This window comes from Halodesulfurarchaeum sp., from assembly GCF_036626455.1.
In the GTDB taxonomy this organism is placed as follows: domain Archaea; phylum Halobacteriota; class Halobacteria; order Halobacteriales; family Halobacteriaceae; genus Halodesulfurarchaeum.
On the sequence record NZ_JAZKRK010000015.1, the window covers coordinates 1 to 16196 of the forward strand.

General features: G+C 57.5%; 14 protein-coding genes and 3 tRNA genes. 11 read left to right on the forward strand and 6 right to left on the reverse strand.

What is annotated here, in order from left to right; translation table 11 throughout:
* Positions 1-73: transfer RNA gene (locus V5A26_RS06165), tRNA-Arg, on the reverse strand.
* Between the two features lie 217 nt (positions 74-290).
* Between V5A26_RS06165 and V5A26_RS06170 the strand changes: the two genes are divergently transcribed.
* The 6 genes from V5A26_RS06170 (at position 291) to V5A26_RS06195 (ending at position 5353) form a co-directional block, all read left to right on the forward strand.
* Positions 291-1511 (forward strand): DUF3179 domain-containing protein, encoded by a 1221-nt coding sequence (locus tag V5A26_RS06170; RefSeq protein ID WP_332322272.1) that lies wholly within the window; start codon positions 291-293, stop codon positions 1509-1511.
* Positions 1508-2149 carry a hypothetical protein gene (locus V5A26_RS06175; protein WP_332321058.1) on the forward strand — a complete coding sequence of 214 codons (642 nt, stop codon included), beginning with the start codon at positions 1508-1510 and terminating at the stop codon, positions 2147-2149. The genes V5A26_RS06170 and V5A26_RS06175 overlap by 4 nt, the downstream gene beginning before the upstream one ends.
* A 172-nt stretch (positions 2150-2321) precedes the next feature.
* Positions 2322-2921 carry a DNA-3-methyladenine glycosylase family protein gene (locus tag V5A26_RS06180; protein ID WP_332321059.1) on the forward strand — a complete coding sequence of 200 codons (600 nt, stop codon included), beginning with the start codon at positions 2322-2324 and terminating at the stop codon, positions 2919-2921.
* Between the two features lie 60 nt (positions 2922-2981).
* Positions 2982-3383: a DUF2391 family protein gene (locus V5A26_RS06185; protein WP_332321060.1), complete on the forward strand. Its 402-nt coding sequence runs from the start codon at positions 2982-2984 to the stop codon at positions 3381-3383.
* A 51-nt stretch (positions 3384-3434) separates the two neighbouring features.
* Positions 3435-4895 carry a single-stranded DNA binding protein gene (locus V5A26_RS06190; RefSeq protein WP_332321061.1) on the forward strand — a complete coding sequence of 487 codons (1461 nt, stop codon included), beginning with the start codon at positions 3435-3437 and terminating at the stop codon, positions 4893-4895.
* A 26-nt stretch (positions 4896-4921) separates the two neighbouring features.
* Positions 4922-5353, forward strand: a complete 432-nt coding sequence (locus V5A26_RS06195) for a histone (protein WP_332321062.1) — start codon at positions 4922-4924, stop codon at positions 5351-5353.
* Here V5A26_RS06195 and cca read toward each other — a convergent pair whose 3' ends face one another.
* A complete protein-coding gene (cca, locus tag V5A26_RS06200; protein WP_332321063.1) occupies positions 5354-6709 on the reverse strand; it encodes a CCA tRNA nucleotidyltransferase in 1356 nt (451 codons plus the stop codon).
* A 45-nt stretch (positions 6710-6754) separates the two neighbouring features.
* Positions 6755-7552, reverse strand: a complete 798-nt coding sequence (locus V5A26_RS06205; RefSeq protein ID WP_332321064.1) for a ZIP family metal transporter — start codon at positions 7550-7552, stop codon at positions 6755-6757.
* Between the two features lie 208 nt (positions 7553-7760).
* Here V5A26_RS06205 and V5A26_RS06210 point away from each other — a divergent pair.
* The 4 genes from V5A26_RS06210 to V5A26_RS06220 all read left to right on the forward strand — a co-directional run bounded on the left by V5A26_RS06210 (position 7761) and on the right by V5A26_RS06220 (position 9332).
* Positions 7761-7833: transfer RNA gene (locus V5A26_RS06210), tRNA-Asn, on the forward strand.
* Between the two features lie 50 nt (positions 7834-7883).
* Positions 7884-7958 (forward strand) — tRNA-Ile (locus V5A26_RS06215).
* 616 nt (positions 7959-8574) lie between these two features.
* Positions 8575-8748 carry a DUF7563 family protein gene (locus V5A26_RS11415; RefSeq protein WP_442908768.1) on the forward strand — a complete coding sequence of 58 codons (174 nt, stop codon included), beginning with the start codon at positions 8575-8577 and terminating at the stop codon, positions 8746-8748.
* A gap of 122 nt (positions 8749-8870) precedes the next feature.
* Entirely contained in the window at positions 8871-9332 is a 462-nt protein-coding gene (locus V5A26_RS06220) for an SRPBCC family protein (protein WP_332321065.1), read from the forward strand.
* Between the two features lie 1004 nt (positions 9333-10336).
* Here the strand turns inward: V5A26_RS06220 and V5A26_RS06225 are convergent.
* From V5A26_RS06225 to V5A26_RS06235, 3 genes are all read right to left on the reverse strand, one after another.
* The gene (locus V5A26_RS06225; RefSeq protein WP_332321066.1) at positions 10337-10609 is read right to left on the reverse strand and encodes a hypothetical protein; all 273 of its coding nucleotides are present in this window, start codon (positions 10607-10609) and stop codon (positions 10337-10339) included.
* Between the two features lie 1063 nt (positions 10610-11672).
* Complete coding sequence (locus V5A26_RS06230) at positions 11673-12095, reverse strand: chemotaxis protein CheW (protein WP_332321067.1); 423 nt, start codon at positions 12093-12095, stop codon at positions 11673-11675.
* Positions 12096-12099: 4 nt separating this feature from the next.
* Positions 12100-14706: a methyl-accepting chemotaxis protein gene (locus V5A26_RS06235; protein WP_332321068.1), complete on the reverse strand. Its 2607-nt coding sequence runs from the start codon at positions 14704-14706 to the stop codon at positions 12100-12102.
* Between the two features lie 436 nt (positions 14707-15142).
* Between V5A26_RS06235 and V5A26_RS06240 the strand changes: the two genes are divergently transcribed.
* Complete coding sequence (locus V5A26_RS06240) at positions 15143-16183, forward strand: zinc-dependent alcohol dehydrogenase family protein (RefSeq protein WP_332321069.1); 1041 nt, start codon at positions 15143-15145, stop codon at positions 16181-16183.
* Positions 16184-16196 lie beyond the last annotated feature (13 nt).

A 16196-nucleotide genomic window follows, 5' to 3' on the forward strand; every position in this document is an offset into this window, starting at 1 on the left:
CGTCCTGACGGAGATTTGAACTCCGGTCCCTGGCTCCGCAAGCCAGGAGGATGGTCCACTACCCTACCAGGACTCATCTCCGCTTGGCCCCTCGTGGGTATATCCGTTACGGAGTCGAGTGGGCCCGATCCGACCCGTAGACTAAACAAAATCCCCCAACCGTTCCCCGCTCGTTCCCCCCAATCAATCAGATATCCGGTGTGTAACCGCGTTACACACCCACTCTGCGTTTATGCCCCGCGGTCATCTAGGACTGATAAGTACTGATGATACACTCGCGACGTCGGTTTTTGAGCGCTCTCGCAACAACCGGTCTCGGAGGTCTTGCCGGGTGTCTTGGTGGGAGTAGCGACAATGGGACCGAGAATCCGTCGAACGTATCTGAAACGTTACCTGAGGACTTTCAGATCGATCTCGGTGTCCCCTGCACGGAAACCGGAGGTTCGATCGACCTCTCCGGTGGGACCCGGCCCAAAGAGATCGAGGGCGCTCGGGGGAGCCCCGAAACGACCTACGAAGCGGGGGAGATTCCACTCCGGGAAACGCAATTATATCTCGGGCATGATCTGAAAACGCTTGTCGAGAACCACCTAAGCGGCGGGGTCGCTCACGACGGTATCCCCTCGATCGATCAGCCAAAATTCGTCGCCGGAGGAGACGTTACCATGCCACCCTGTGAGCGGGTATTCGGTGTGGCGATCGACGGTGACGTCCGGGCCTACCCCCAGCGGATCCTCGTCGGCCACGAGGTCGTCAACGACGTCGTGGGGGGTGAACCCGTCGCTATAACGTACTGCCCACTGACCGGAACAGCCCAGGGCTTTTACCGCGGAGGCGTGACGTTCGGTGTCTCTGGCCAACTCGTCAACTCGAATTTGATTATGTGGGACCGAGAGTTCGACGTTCGGTGGCCCCAACTGGCGGCGACGGCGATCGAAGTCGGTGGTGAACGTCCCACCAGCCGCGGAGAGCGATTCGTCGGCCGGTCACTGGCAGAATTTCGAGTTATCTGGACGACATGGGACCGATGGAGCCGGAAGCACCCGGACACGCTGGTCCTATCGGAGGATACCGGCTTCGCCCGAAATTACAATCGAGATCCGTACGGCTCGTATACCCCAGTCTCCGGACATTACGCCCTGGAAACGGATCGGCGCCCGAAACTTCCGCTCGTCACGGCCCCCGAGGGACAGGAAAAACGGGTCGTCATTGGGGCCCGAACGAGCGAGGGTGCGATCGCCTTCGACAAATGGTCGTTGTTGAAAGAAAGCGTACTAAACGGCTCTATAGGGAGCACTCCGATCGTAGCGGTAGCAGACAAAGAGCTTGCGACCGGGTACGTATACTCGAATCCGACTGACGCGGAGGTACGGGGAACTGACGAGGGCTACGCCGTCGACGGAGTGTCAGGCCCACCGGAAAAGTTGCCGCTCGATGAGATACTGGGGTTCGAAGCGATGTGGTTTGCCTGGCACGGCTATTATCCGGACACGAATCGAGTCGGGCTATGAGCAAGCCCACAGAGCGGAGGAAAGAGAACCGATCTGACACGCCAAACCCATCAGAAAGCCCCATCCGATGGCTCCACGATATCGTGAGGCGGACACGGGTAGCGATTCAGAGAGCGCTTGGACGCCGGGATGGCCAGTTTACGTTTCTCGCGGTCACGGTCGGGTATCTGGTCACGTATCTTTGGGCGATCCGTCATCTGACTTTTTCGGGAACCGGCGGGTTCGACGTGTTCGTAGTCGAGAACCCGGCGGCGTTGGCGCTCCGACAGCGATCCGCGTTCCTGTTCGAGACGGTGGCCAGGATCGAAGTCGGGTCCGTGGTATACCTGCTAGGGCCCGTCAATATCCTCATCGGGCTGTGCCTTGCTGCATTGGTCGGCGTAACCCTCGCCGTTTCCATCGTGTCCTGGCGCGCTCCCGCAGCCTGTCGGATAGGAGCGGGTGCTGGTGCGAGCGCCAGTATCCCAGGGTTGATCTCCGGGTTTGCCTGTTGTGGCCCGCAACTGATCGTCGTTATCGGTTTGCAGGCATCGGCGGGTCTTATTGCAGCGATGCAATGGATGGTCCCCCTGGCCGTGGTGTTACTCCTGGGAACGCTTTTCTGGGTCGGGAGTCGGGTCGATCCTCAGCCGATGTGATTTTCGCCACGCGCACCCGATTTCAAAGTCTCCAACTCAGGAAAACATGTTTCGGAGGGCGACACCGCAGAGAGGGGTACCTGACCTGTTCAGCTCGCTTGACCCGTCGAAGAACCGGGTCAGGATCAACCCAAACGCTGGAATACATGCAGATCCAACCTGGATCCAGTAAATGCCAGTCGAGACCCGCGAGAACCCCACCGACGCTCACCGCCACCTCCGAACCGACAACCAGCTGGCAGGCCTCATCAATCAACACGGCTATCTCGTCCTCCAGCCCGCCGAGGATCCGTTCCGTCGACTCGTGAAAGCCATCGCCCGCCAGCAGGTCTCGATGGCCTCGGCCGCAGCCACGTGGGAGCGCCTGACCGACGCGTTCGCGGTCACGCCCAACAAAATCCGTGACGCAGAGCCCACCGAACTCCAGGGCGTCGGGCTGTCGGCGGCCAAAGCTGAGTACACGAAAACTGCCGCCGAAGCGTTCGACGAGCGAAACTGGAGCCGGGATTCGTTCGCGGACCTGTCCGACGAGGCCGTCATCGAGGAGTTGACCGAAATCAGGGGAATCGGGCCGTGGACCGCGAAAATGTTCCTGCAATTCGGGTTGGGACGAAGTGACGTCTTCCCGGTCGAGGATTTGGGGATCCGCCAGGCGGTGACGGAGCTGTATGGAGTCGAAAGCCGGGCTGCAATGCGTGAGCAGGCCGAAGTTTGGGCCCCGTACCGATCGATCGGGTCGCTATATCTCTGGCGAGCCGGCGACGAGAAGTGAGAACAGCAGTGGGGGGCCACCGGGGGAAGGTTTAGGCCGGCAACCTGCCTGAACCCAACCATGAGACGGCCTCGATTCCGCCCAGCAGACGTGGCCCAACAAATGGTCGGGGGCCTGCTCCTTGCCGGGCCGTTCGTCGTTACCGAAGAGGTCTGGGTTCTCGCAGAGCAGATGACGATCTTTCACACAGCAATCACAATTCTTGCAGTCATCGTCGTCGGCTACAGTGCGCTCTATAAAGCTGACAAGGACCGGGATGTGGACGTCGAGGCAAAGTTCCTGGGCATCCCGCTCCGATTTCTCTCCGTGCTCCTCGTGGCAATCGGTTCCGTGTCGTTGCTAACCTTCCTGCTTGCCGCTCCCAAGACCTTCGGAGCGACTCCCCTGACGACGGTCACCACGGTTAGTATCGGCTCCATCTTCTCAGTTGTAGGGGCGGCCGCAGCCGACTCCATCTTCTAGGGCGGGTCAGTGACAAGGTTCAAGAGCGAACACCTAGCCTAGTTCTATCCAATGGGCGATATCGAGACCATCTACGACGATATTGATACGGAGGAGGTCTCCTTCGAGGAATTCCGCGAAGCCGTCGAGTCCAAAGTCGAGCAAATGGGCGGCCTCGCGGACGAGGAGACCGCAGCGATGCTGGTTGCCCACGAACTCGACGACGGGCAAGTCGAAGGCGTCGCGGACATCGAACCGGGGATGGAGGACGTGACAATCACGGCAAAAGTCATCAGCGTCGGCGAGTTGCGCACGTTCGAACGGGACGATCCCGATCAGCCCGAAGGCCAGGTGATCAACGCCGACGTGGCCGACGAAACCGGCCGATTGCGAGTGTCCTTCTGGGACGAGATGGCCAGCGCGGCCGATGAGGACCTGGACACGGGACAGGTGCTGAACATCCATGGCCGCCCGAAGGAGGGGTACGATGGCATCGAAGTGACTGTCGATCAGGTCGAAATCGACCACGAGACGGAGATCGACGTCGAACTGACCGACGAATACCGGGTCTCGGATCTCGCGCTCGGGGCGTCGGACGTTACGCTCGTCGGGGAAGTGCTGGCCACCGATCCAGTGCGTACCTTCGACCGGGACGACGGGACGGAAGGACAGGTATCAAACGTCCTCGTTGGTGACGAAACCGGGCGCGTCCGGGTTACGCTCTGGGACGAGCAAGCCGAAAGCGTCGAGGACCTCACACCACACGAGACCATCGAAATTAACGACGGCTACGTGCGCGAGCGCGATGGCTCACTCGAATTACACGTCGGAGACCGAGGGGCGATTGAGCAGCACGAAGCCGACGTGTCCTATGTCCCGGACGCGACGGCTATCGACAACGTGGAACTCGATGATACCGTCGACATCGCTGGAGTCGTTCGCTCTGCAGACCCGAAGCGAACGTTCGATCGGGACGACGGCACTGAAGGACAGGTCCGAAACGTCCGCGTCCAGGACGACACAGGGGACATTCGGGTTGCCCTCTGGGGTGAGAAGGCGGACATCGAACTCGGACCAGGCGACGAAGTGCTCTTCGTGGATGTGGGGATTCAGGACGGCTGGCAGGACGATCTCGAAGCCTCAGCCAATTGGCAGTCGACAGTCGTACCACTCGAGGACGGACTCGATAGTGACGTCGAGGCGACGGAGTCAGGGGCCGATACAGGGTTATCGGCGTTTGGTGACGACGGATCGGATACGACCAGTTCGAACAGTTCCGGCGCGAGCACAGGCGAATCCGAGACAGAGCAGGAATCAGCCACCGGTTCAAGTCCCGACACCGCAAAAGCCGTCGAGTTCACCGGAGTCGTCGTACAGGCCGGAAACCCGGTCATTCTCGACGACGGTGAACAGACGGTAACGGTCCAGTCCGACGCTGACGTCGAGCTTGGCGAGGAAGTCACAGTTGCCGGCGAGTTGGCCGACGGCCTCCTCGATCCCGACCGAATCGAGTCGGGGCACGGAAACAGTTAAGCCGATCACCGCCGGCGTGTCCGGATATGCGAGTTGAGCTTCCGTTTTCTCCCGTCGATTCGCTCATCCGAACACAGGCGGGAGATCTCCGAGTTAGTGCCGACGCCGCCGAGGCCCTCGCCCGCCAGATCCAGAACGAAGGGGCCAAAATCGCGGCGAGGGCAGCCCAGCAGACAGAAGCCGACGGTCGCAAGACCATCATGGTCGAGGACTTCGGATCGGACGAGGTGCCAGCGCGAGACTCGCTCACACTCCCGATAGCGCCCGTCGATCGGATCGCGCGACTCGACGTTGCCCATCGGTACCGCGTGGCCAAGGACGCACGGCTGGCACTCGCCAAGACCCTCGAGGATCGCACAACAAATATCGCAGCGGGTGCCCGCAAACTCGCCGAACACGCCGGGCGTCGGACGATTCAGGCCGAGGACATCGACCTCTACGTCGAACTCTGTGAGTGATTACGGACTCGGCCGGAAGTACTCCCCCAGTTTGAGTCCGAATTCAGGAGCCAATGTTGCGATGTCGGTCCCGGTGAGAACCGTATACCCTTCCTCTAATGCCGGTTCGATCCGGGCCCCCAGTGCAACGTCGAGGAGTCGCGTTTCGACGAACTCACGGGCCGTCGTGGTCTCCCGGTGCCGCTCGACGACGTATCGGTCCGCCTCGATGTACGGACCAGTAGCCGGGGTATCAGCATATGTTTCGAAGAACCGCTGGGCATGGTCCGCCGCGTACACAGGTGGCCCTTCGTGTCGTTCGACCGCCGGCCGCTCCGCGACACTCAGTTCAACGAACAGCACCCCTCGCTCCCTGGCCCAGGCCTCGCTTCGAAGGACCTCGAAGTCCGCCTCGGTAAGCCCGCGGACTAAGCCAGAAAGAGACCGTCGAAGCTGGGGATAGAGTTGGTCGTCGACTACCGCTGGTGGGTCGAACACGACCGCAATTGGGGCAGTCTCCCGTCCCTGAACCGCCTGTCGGACGGCTTCGGCAGTCATGACCTCTGGCTCAGGAGGAAAGAAGAACTCCACAGTTGGGTCCGCGAGGAACTGCCGTGCATAATGGATGAGTCGGGACACGTTCTGTTCTGCGACGACGGCGGCGACGTTTCGTTCGGGATCCGTGGGATCGACGACGACCAATGGGTCCTCGAAGGACGTCGCCGCGTGATCCGCCGGGTCCAAAAGGACAGGGGGGTGCCATTTGCTGACCGCCCGAAGGGTCGATTCGAAACCGCCATATTCCAAAACGAGAAGTTCGACCACGTAGCCCGAATACCCCCGGGTTCGAAGGTCGCTACCATAGGCGCCGATGCCTTTGAGGAACTGTTTGAACCGTCGGACTGCTGGGGCGGCTGACTCGTCCAGTCTGGCTTCCAGGTAGGCGTTGTGAAACGGCGTTCGGTCGACCGCGGACTGGATCTCAGGTGCGGTATCGACGTCGTAGCAGGGGACGAGATCCACCGCAAAGCCCTCGTATTCCCCCTTTACATAGGGGTGTTCGGCGTATTCGGTGTGGCCATCCGGGAGGACCGCCCGGCCGATTCGCAGGCCGTATCGCTCAAGTTCCTCCCGCTCCATTTCTGGGTCGAACTTGACGAAAACGTCGATGTCCCGGTCGCCGCTCACCCAGGTGCCTCTAGCCGTCGAGCCGACGTGCAGGACCGTGGCATCAAGATCAAGGGCCCCGATGACCGACTCGGTCCGTTCAATGAGTGCCTCGACGGCATCCTGCAGCGCCGCTCGCTCAGCTGGGTCCGGATCGACTCGCTCTCCGACTTGCTCGATTACCGACTCGAGGTCACGACCGACCGTCATATCCACGTCTTCCGGGCCACACCCCGAAAGCATGTCGATGGGTTCTTAGATAATCGCGAGGGGAACCATCACGGCGACCCCAAGTAGAATTCCGGCCACTAGCTCCGGCCGCGCCCCGTTCGGAAGTCCCTCACCGAGTTCCAGGGCCTCGGGAATGAACTCTGTGAGGACAAGATAGACCATCGCCCCAGCCGCAAAGCCGAAGCCGAAGGGGAGGAAGTCCCGCGCAAAGCGAACAAAGGCAAAAGCCAACACCGCTCCCACCGGCTGTGGCAGGCTCGAAAAAATCGACCACCAGACCATCTTCCACTTCGAGACGCCCATCGCCCGGAGCGGGATGGATATCGCCGTTCCTTCGGGAACGTTGTGAATCGAGATGGCGATCGTCATGAAAATCGCGAGAATTGGGATAGAAAAGCCCAGCAGCATCGGGCCTTCCGTGAGATTGAGATCGGCGAAGGAAACCCCCACTGCGACCCCTTCCGGGAAACTGTGGACGGTGAGGATGCCGAGAATCAACACGAGTTTCTTGAAGTCCGCCTCGGCGTAGTCCCGAGGGTCGACATTGGCGTGCGTGATGACCCGATGGCTCACCACGACGAGGAGGACCCCCACGATGACACCCGGGATGATTTCCTGAATCGTCCCGGCGGCAAGTCCCTCTTTGAGCAGACCAAACACCGAAGCCGCGATCATGATCCCGGACGCAAGCCCCCAGAGGCCGACGTTCCAGCGGTCCGGAATATCGTCGACGAGGAAAAAGGGAAGGGCCCCGACACCCGTAGCGAGAGCCGTAATTAACCCAGCGACGAAGACCAACGTCAGGTTCGCGAGCAGACTCATTCGGTATCTGGTCGGAATCGCTCAATACAATTAAAATTTCGGAAGAATATTTTGTGATCCCTAAATTAGTCTTTCCTAAGAGAAAGATTGCCTCGCTGGGGAGTCGTTATCTTCCCAGCACGAGTATCGCTGTGACGGCCGAACACAGGCAAGTCGAGGCCAGGCGAAACGAAAGCCCTATCAAAAGTACACAAGTACGATTATTCGGGCCGCCGTAGCTCAGATGGTAGAGCACCTCGCTGTTAACGAGGTGGTCCCAGGTTCGAGCCCTGGCGGCGGCGCTTCTTTCGGAAGGTAACCCTCAAGGCAGCGCCGCCAGTACCGTTTTGTAGGGCCCTTAGCTCAGTCAGGTTAGAGCGCGCGGCTCATAACCGCGTCGTCAGTGGTTCAAATCCGCTAGGGCCCATATCTAAGTAACCTCACCGTCGAGCGACCAGCTTGCTGTGTCGCGAGGCGTGAGTCGAAGTGATTGGGCCGCGGATTTGAAGCAGGGAACGAAGCGAGCACAGCGAGCGAAGTGACCGAGGTTCAAATCCGCTAGGGCCCATTTCTCGGAAGCGTCACCGTCGAGGGACCCAAAGGTGTCCCGAGACGTGACCGTGCGGAAATGGGCAGCGGATTTGCAGCCCAGGAAACCGAACACCGTGAGGTTTCCGCTGGTTCAAATCCGCTATGGCCCATCCACAAAATGCAAGATTGTGAGCCGACGGATTCTCGCCATAAAGCCTCTCTATCCATGATTCCTTAATTTCTGCAACAGATTGACGCGCGCTCGGGGACTGGAGTTCAACCATCCAATAAACGGGGGTCGCCGCAATCATGCCTTCGCCGATATCCGAATCGCGCAGACACGGAAATTAATCGGAGATTGAGGGACAAACCTCGCGCGTTGGAAAATTGGTTGACGAAATAATTATACCTCAAACCCAATACCGATGAACGAAGCAGTAATCTTGGTCTCAGGCGGAATTGACAGCGCAACTGCATTCGAAGTTCGACAATCGATTCGAGGTGGCTGAAAGATGCCACGGTGTAACCATTGTGAACGGATTGTCACCGCAATATTTGCCCGGGTGTTCGCGGACGAGACCGCTGAGGTACGTGCTTGCCCACAGTGCACGTCCCACGCTACTGTTGCACAAATTACCAAAGAACGCGCCGATCAGCCTCTGACCTACCTGGAGGCGATTTCGTAGCGGTGACAGGAAAATCATTCGAGGCTTGGAATGAAGGAATTAAAAAAAAAACGTCTTTGGGCAAGTGAAATGCCGAATGAAATAAGAGAGGACCCTATATACGAGGAGGCCAATATGGACTCGTGACCGGGGAATCGACCAGCCGGTTGGGCCGACTCCGAACCCCACTCACAGTGGCGGAAACGCCAGAGGGGATCCGCGTCGTCATCTCACGTCGGATCGAAGCGCCGCCCAAACGGGTTTGGGATCTACTAATCGACACACGTCGGTGGCCCGAGTGGGGGCCAAGTGTGCTTGATGTTGAAACCCAACCGCACCGAATCAAGGAGGGGTCCTCCGGTCAAGTTCAAACGTACTTCGATACCTGGCTTCATTTTACTGTCACGAGAGCGTCAGAGTGGTCCTGGGCCTGGCGTATCGGACCTGTCCAGGCGACCGGCCATCGAGTGATTCCGGAGGGCGAGGCGTGTCGGGTGGGATTCGAGGTCCCACTCTACGCGTTTCCGTACGTTCTCGTCTGCTGGTGGGCGCTCCGGCGGATCGAGACGGTCGCGACAACTTCCCCGACCGAAATCGAGGGATAAGTTCGGACCGCTATCCATAACGAATCGGTCGACGACCCGTATCGAGACCAGCCTTTGTCGCATACGACGCCTGACTAATTTGCGATGAGTGGGATCTAAACCCAACTGTTCTGCTCGTCGTGCATACCCTTCCGAACACATTTTAGGAACAAGAGTGCCAGCAGTGGATCGGTAGCGTGGCCGATTTTGTGAGGAACACGGCGTCGAATATCATCTTTTACCGCCGGAAACGGATGACAGTCAGATAGGCAGAACAGGCGCAATACCACGACGTTCACGCCGTGGATACGCGCCGTCACTCTGTGGAACAGACCACCGTTCAAACACCTGCGCCGAGTTTCCCACGGTGAGAGTTCGGTGACAGGCGGCCTTACCAGAGAGTAGGAGTCGGTTGGAACGCAGTGGATTCCGAACCGTCCTCCGGAGCGGCCTGTCCGCCCACGCAACGAGGTCGTTCGAAAATCAAAGATTTTCGTGATCACGAGAGACGGAGTCTCTCGGACGACAGTATCCGAAAGATCAGTCGGGAAACGCCGCATTCTCGAAGAGTGTGGGCGCGTGCTGACTGCTGAAAACGAGCCAGACGATACCTCCGAGTCCGCTGACGCCTGCTGGCGTCCCCGTGGCAAAAACAACACCGGGACGCTAAATATGAGTGAGGATAGGGGTACCGGCGGTTTGGCACCGTCCTCAGAAATCTTTGATTTCTGATGTGCGAACGAGAGCTTTGCTCTCGTGAACGCCAACTCCCCCACTCCGATGCTGTGGGACTACCCGCGCCCGAAAGGTGTGGTAGTCCGGTGACTGGACTACAAACCTGAAACTCCCACCGCTGAGCAAACCGGAGGTTTGCGACGGACGCAAATCTTCGATTTGCTTGACTCGGGATTCCTCCGCGGCTACGCGGAGGAGGATGTCAATGGGGCTTCTATGTAAGAGGAGTTGGACCTTCGGCCTATGCCCGACAAACACACCTCACCTCGAATTGTGCTTCGGCTGGCCAGTCAGGCGGCTTCCGGGCTGGTGTCGAAATAGCCGAGAGTGTCAAGGATAGCCCCCATAATGAAGCTGATTGCGGCGACGGTTAGAACGATACCGCTGAGGAGAAGCGAGATTGGTTCCGGAAGAGTGAATTGGAAGACTGCGAGGAACACTATGGTAACCATCCCAACAACGAGCAGGAACGAGCCTCCACTGGGGTCCTCTCCAATGAGAAACCCAATGCTGGTAAGGAAGTTCGCGGCTTCCGGGTCGTCCTCAGCTGAGTCTGCGCTCATTAAGCCGTCTCCGTAGCCCTTTTTCCGGCAGCGTTTTGGATTATTTGTACGAGATGGGAGATCCAGATGCCGGCGGTGAATCCGAACAGTGTTGAGACAATTACGGCCTTGAAAACTAACTCAAGGGGCGCTATCGCCGCGATCAAACTTAGTGTCCCAAACAGAAACATCAAACCGTACTGAATTCTGGTCTCGAGGTCGATTCGTCGGAGGTTTTTACGTAAGCTCGTGCTCATTTTTCCTTCTTGCCTTTCGTTGAAATCCTGGTTTCGGGTTTCGATACGGTTGGTGGAACCCCACCCGGTAGGTCCCCCTTTGCTGGAGCAGACGGTTTTTTCCATCCAGTTTGAGATAAATAGGGTGGCTGAGAATTGATGCCGGCCGGGGCTCGACAAACTCTGTACACTGATTCTCACTCCGTACAAAATAGTTGATCGGCAAATCTACAGATACATGAGTCACTAAAGCAGGAGAAACGAGTCCACTTTCCCCGATTTCTTGGTCAAATCCATCCGACGCTCCGAGGGCTGGCTCGTTCACATATCACATAGCATTCGCCAACGTATTAAGGCTCGCAAAGGTTTGGTTATTCGCCTTCATTGATGCTGCTTTAATTCGGTTGCCAGGTACCCCTACCGTGGTGGCCCAAACGGTACCGACCGCATGCGGAATTTAGTTCGATTACAGCAAAAATCGGGGTGCCGAAATCAGCCCAAAAACGATGAATCTCCATTTAGAGGGGTTGAATTGCCTTATTTTGCCTTCTTGCCAACCATGTGAGAATCACGTGGGCTCGGGCGGAACTACTGTGAGGCTCATACGGTCTCAAAATTTTACCCTGACGGGTTCGCTCGTGGCGGGTGGGGCTTGTCCGGGGACTCCGCCTCGGAGATTAGTTAAACACTTGAAAATGCCCTTCGCGCATTTTACGGTCCGTTATGTCCTGCTGGATGGCCACGAATTGTGTCACTTCACCTTCTTCGAATATGGGGGCAATGGTTTGGTGGGCAGACGAAACGAAAACGATCTTTTTTTCTCCAATCTATTGACAAATCGGCTCCGGTTATGTGGCTGCTCCCAGTGTTTGTGTCACAGAATTTACGGCCGAGGGGTCAATCCAGATGATAAATCGGTCTTCGGACCTGATTACACCACGGACCGTTTCGTCCTCAGCCACCGATTCGGTTTCATCATCGGAGACATCCGCCACCTCATGTACCTGATCGACCAGCCAGCCTACAGGTCGCTCTCCGTCAGTTCCGAAGATGATCACCCTTTCTGCATCCGTTTCCGCACCCGTATCCAGCACCAGTTTGGGATCGATTATTGTCGTCGTCTCACCGCGGAGGTCCATAACACCCAGCACATGGTCGGCTGTGTTCGGGAGTGCGGTCAGGTCGCCTTTTTCCACGATCTCGTTGATCCTATCGATGCCGACACAGTATTGGGTGTCACCAAGCGTGAAGACGAGGACTTGGTCCGTCATGTATTTACTCCGATCCCTGCCATTCCATTTCACTCCGGGAGTTTCCAGCTTCAGACCCTCCGTCAGTTGCGACTGAACTCTGCGACTGTCCCACATCCGACATCGCGGAACTACCATCGTTCTGTTCAACTTTGAACTGCTCAACGAGGTCGTGTAGCTCACCAGCCATCTTGGAGAGACCTTCCACATTCTCGCCAACGTCGGAAAGCGATGCCGTCTGCTCTTCGGATGCTGCGGAGACGTTACTTGCTTCAGCAGCAGTCTCCTCCGCGACACTCGACACTTCATCGACCATCGCGACGACCTCTTCTGTCGAGGCGGCCTGATCGTCAGTGGCGTCGCTGATCTCCGCAACACCAGCCTCGACTTCTTCGATCGACTCGGCGATATCGTCGAACTGCTGAATCGTCTCTTCAATGGTTTCAGCTCCGCTCTCCACGCTCGTTTTCATTTCTTCGATGCCTGATACGGTCTCGTTGGTGGTGGTCTGTACCTTGTTGATCCGCTCCTCGATCTGCGTGGTTGCGTCAGCGGCTTCGCCAGCCAACGCCTTGATTTCGTCCGCCACAACTGCAAAGCCCTCGCCCGCTTCGCCCGCTCGGGCGGCCTCGATCGAGGCGTTCAGCGCGAGGAGATTCGTCTGCTCCGCAATATCGTTAATCATTTGGACGATCTCGCCGATTTGCTCCATTTCTTCATCGAGGCCGGACACCTGCTTTACCGCTTCCTCAGCCTCAGTTTCGATCTGTGAGATTTCTGCAGTCGCCTCGGAGGCACTCTCTCGACCGGTCTGGCCCTGGTCTACTGCTTCACTTGCATTCACTTCGACTTGCGTGGCTGATGCGGCAATCTCTTCGACTGTCGCCGAGAGGTCGTTCAATTCGTTGGCCGCTTCCTGCATGTTCCCACTCTGCTCGTCGGATCCCTGAGAGATCTCCTGGACGGACTGGGCCACTTCCTCACTCGCCGTTTCGATTTCTTCGGTACTGACAGTCACTTGCTCGCTCGTAGTGGAGACCCGATCCGCAATGGCCTGTACGTTCGCGATACTCGAATTGACCTCATCAAATCCAGCTTCGAGGTCGGTGAGTGCCGTCCCGTATGTCCCAGGGTGATCGGTTTGGAATTCCCGACTTAATTTCCCGTTTTTGAGGGCCGTGGCAGTCACAGAAATCTCATCAAAGCTCGCCGAAAGGGTCTCCATCCCGTTGTCGAAAACCCCAAGGATATCGCCGTAGATACCCGGGCGGTCGGCAGTCACCTCGTAATCGAGTTCGCCCGACTGCAGTCGTTCGCCTGCGGTCTGAATCTCTTCCAATGAGCCTGTCACTTCGGTCGCCCCATGATCCAGATTCTCCATTACGTCACCGTAGACCCCTGGGAAGCCAGTTTTGACCTCTCGCGCAGCGAGTTTCTCGTCACCCGCCGCAAGATTCTGGCTGACGGTATTGATTTCGGTAAATGCCTCTTCCAAATTCGACTGCATCGTGGTGAACGATTCGTTGAGGTCTCCGATTTCGTCCACTCGATCCGTGGTTTGGAGCTCGGCATCGAGATCTCCCTGAGCCAACGCTACAGCCTGATCGCGAACGTCGGCGATCGGTCCAGTGACTCGTCTTGTAATGTAAAATGTCACACCCAAAAGCGCGAGCAGCGCGACTCCGCCGAGGAGTAATAGCATCTGCTCCATTTGATTAACGCCTCCCAACACTTCATCCGTGGGTGCCACCGTAGCAACGGCGAATCCGCCTGTTTCGATCGGGTGGTACTTCACGAGTGCCTTACTCCCGGTGACCGGGTCCTGCATCGTGAAATTACCCGATTCACTGGCCTTCACGTCTTCTTCCATCGTTTGGAAGCCGGGAACTGAAGCCGAACGCGACACGTTTCCAAGTGTTTTCGCTCCGACCCAGCTCTCGTTCGGATGGGCGACGAACTGCCCCTCGTTGCTGACCACGAAGGCGTATCCCGAATCGTAAAGTTGGACGTCACTCGCCAGTTCGTTCATGTAGCCAATAGAAACGTCCACGCCCGCAACCCCAACGACCTCTCCATTACGCTCGATGGGAGTCAAAAAGCTAACCAGGAGTTTGTCTTGGTACGAGTAGGGACCTTTCACCCACCGGTCTCCGGACTCCATCGGAACATGATACCATTTGTCATCAGGTGTAAGATTTAATCTGATCAAACTCACCTGGTTGCCGTCACCGTACCGGTTCCAATAGGGGGCGAATTCCGTCTGGTTTGAATCGAAATCGCCCTCCTGGTAGGAGACGTACGTTCCCAGAACCGCTGGGTTGTCTTCCGCCATACGCCGAACGACTTTACTGGCGTTTTCCCGGCTTCTACCGTCCTTTTCGTAAGTCCCCATCGTTGAGGCGAGAGATTCGGAGAGTTTTTGATGCTTTTTGAGTTCCGTGTTGATATCGTTGGACAACGCCACGGATTGTGCATCCATCCGATCGTTCGAGGCCGTTGTTACTTGCTCCGTCGCCACGCTGGTAGAGACGAAGAGAAGTGCTCCAATGACCACGATAGTGGTCACACCAATCGCGAGGATCAATTTTCGCTGTACTGATCCTGTTAAAATCGTCTTGAGATCAGTGTTCATTATTCATCTCCCCCGAAAGTGTAGGAGGGGCGATATTATGCCGACTGCGTAGGTCATGCATACTTCGGATCAAGCGTGCTTGGCGATGGTGTTTATTATATTTGTCCCCCGAATATCGGCAGTGATAATTAATCTCCAAAAACAGTCAATATTGTGGATTTCGGTCCTAAAAGGCAACCGCTGCCACACCAATTGGTACCGTTAAGTCATGGAAAAATAGCCATCAAGAAAGAATGTTGCAAAATTTATCCCTTGTATGTAGCAGTGGGTCCGGCAAATTTTTTAATCCTCAAAATTATGATGTTTGAGTCGTTGAAAGTACTAACCCCACCATACTGAGTAGACGAGGTTGGCCAAGTCGAAGAGATTCTCACCAACGGATTCGTGAAACTCCACTGCCTGTTCCTTTTTCACCACGCAACCCGGAGCATAGCCCATGCGCGCAGCCGTCTTTCGTGGCCCTGGCGAGATCGCCATCGAAGAGGTCCCCATGCCCGAGATAGACTCACCGACCGACGCCGTCATTCGAGTCACGCACACTGCGATCTGTGGATCTGACCTCTGGTTCTACCGGGGCCAGACCGACATGACGGAAGGCGAACGGGTCGGCCACGAGCCAATGGGAATCGTTGAGGAAGTCGGCGAGGAAGTCACCTCGGTCAAACCGGGCGACACGGTCATCGCTCCCTTTGCCATCAGCTGTGGTGAGTGTGAGTTCTGCCGAAAGGGGCTGTATACCTCCTGTGTCGAAGAGGAGTCCTGGGGCGGCGAGAATGGCGGCGGGCAGGGTGAGTACGTCAAAACGCCCTACGCCGACGGATCGCTAGTCAAGGTGCCGGATGAACACGCGGACGACGAGGGGACCCTCGAGAAACTCCTACCCTTGACAGACGTACTCGGGACCGGGCACCATGCCGCCGTAAGTGCGGAGGTCGGCCCGGGTGACACTGTCGTCGTCATTGGTGACGGGGCGGTCGGGCTCAGTGGCGTGCTCGCTGCCCAGCGGCTCGGAGCCGAGCGAATCATCGCGATGGGCCATCACGAGGACCGGCTCGAAATTGCCGAGGAATTCGGGGCGACCGAAACGGTCGCGGAACGGGGCGACGCCGCCATCGAGCGCGTGCAGGAACTCACCAACGGCGGCTCGAATCACGTGATGGAGTGTGTCGGTGCCTCCGCCTCGATGAACACCGCTATCGAGGTCGCCAGACCAGACGGCACGATCGGCTACGTCGGCGTCCCATACGGTGTCGAAACCGATGGACTCGACCTGCTCTCGATGTTTCGTAATAACCTTACACTGCAAGGCGGAGTCGCACCGGTTCGAGACTATGCCGAGGAACTCATGGCCGACATTCTGGGCGGAACACTGGACCCGTCACCGATCTTCACGAAAACGGTCGATTTGGACGGCGTCCCCGAGGGATACGAGGCCATGGATCAACGGGACGCGATCAAAGTGCTCGTCAAAATGTGAGGCCCACAGATGA

Bases quoted from the DNA above. Each gene is read 5' to 3' on its own strand.
- V5A26_RS11415 (WP_442908768.1), top strand. From the start codon at position 8,575: ATGCCACGGTGTAACCATTGTGAACGGATTGTCACCGCAATATTTGCC.
- V5A26_RS06230 (WP_332321067.1), bottom strand. From the start codon at position 12,095: ATGACGGACCAAGTCCTCGTCTTCACGCTTGGTGACACCCAATACTGT.
- V5A26_RS06205 (WP_332321064.1), bottom strand. From the start codon at position 7,552: ATGAGTCTGCTCGCGAACCTGACGTTGGTCTTCGTCGCTGGGTTAATT.
- V5A26_RS06235 (WP_332321068.1), bottom strand. From the start codon at position 14,706: ATGAACACTGATCTCAAGACGATTTTAACAGGATCAGTACAGCGAAAA.
- V5A26_RS06195 (WP_332321062.1), top strand. From the start codon at position 4,922: ATGCGAGTTGAGCTTCCGTTTTCTCCCGTCGATTCGCTCATCCGAACA.
- V5A26_RS06225 (WP_332321066.1), bottom strand. From the start codon at position 10,609: ATGAGCGCAGACTCAGCTGAGGACGACCCGGAAGCCGCGAACTTCCTT.
- cca (WP_332321063.1), bottom strand. From the start codon at position 6,709: ATGACGGTCGGTCGTGACCTCGAGTCGGTAATCGAGCAAGTCGGAGAG.
- V5A26_RS06190 (WP_332321061.1), top strand. From the start codon at position 3,435: ATGGGCGATATCGAGACCATCTACGACGATATTGATACGGAGGAGGTC.
- V5A26_RS06175 (WP_332321058.1), top strand. From the start codon at position 1,508: ATGAGCAAGCCCACAGAGCGGAGGAAAGAGAACCGATCTGACACGCCA.
- V5A26_RS06185 (WP_332321060.1), top strand. From the start codon at position 2,982: ATGAGACGGCCTCGATTCCGCCCAGCAGACGTGGCCCAACAAATGGTC.
- V5A26_RS06180 (WP_332321059.1), top strand. From the start codon at position 2,322: ATGCCAGTCGAGACCCGCGAGAACCCCACCGACGCTCACCGCCACCTC.
- V5A26_RS06240 (WP_332321069.1), top strand. From the start codon at position 15,143: ATGCGCGCAGCCGTCTTTCGTGGCCCTGGCGAGATCGCCATCGAAGAG.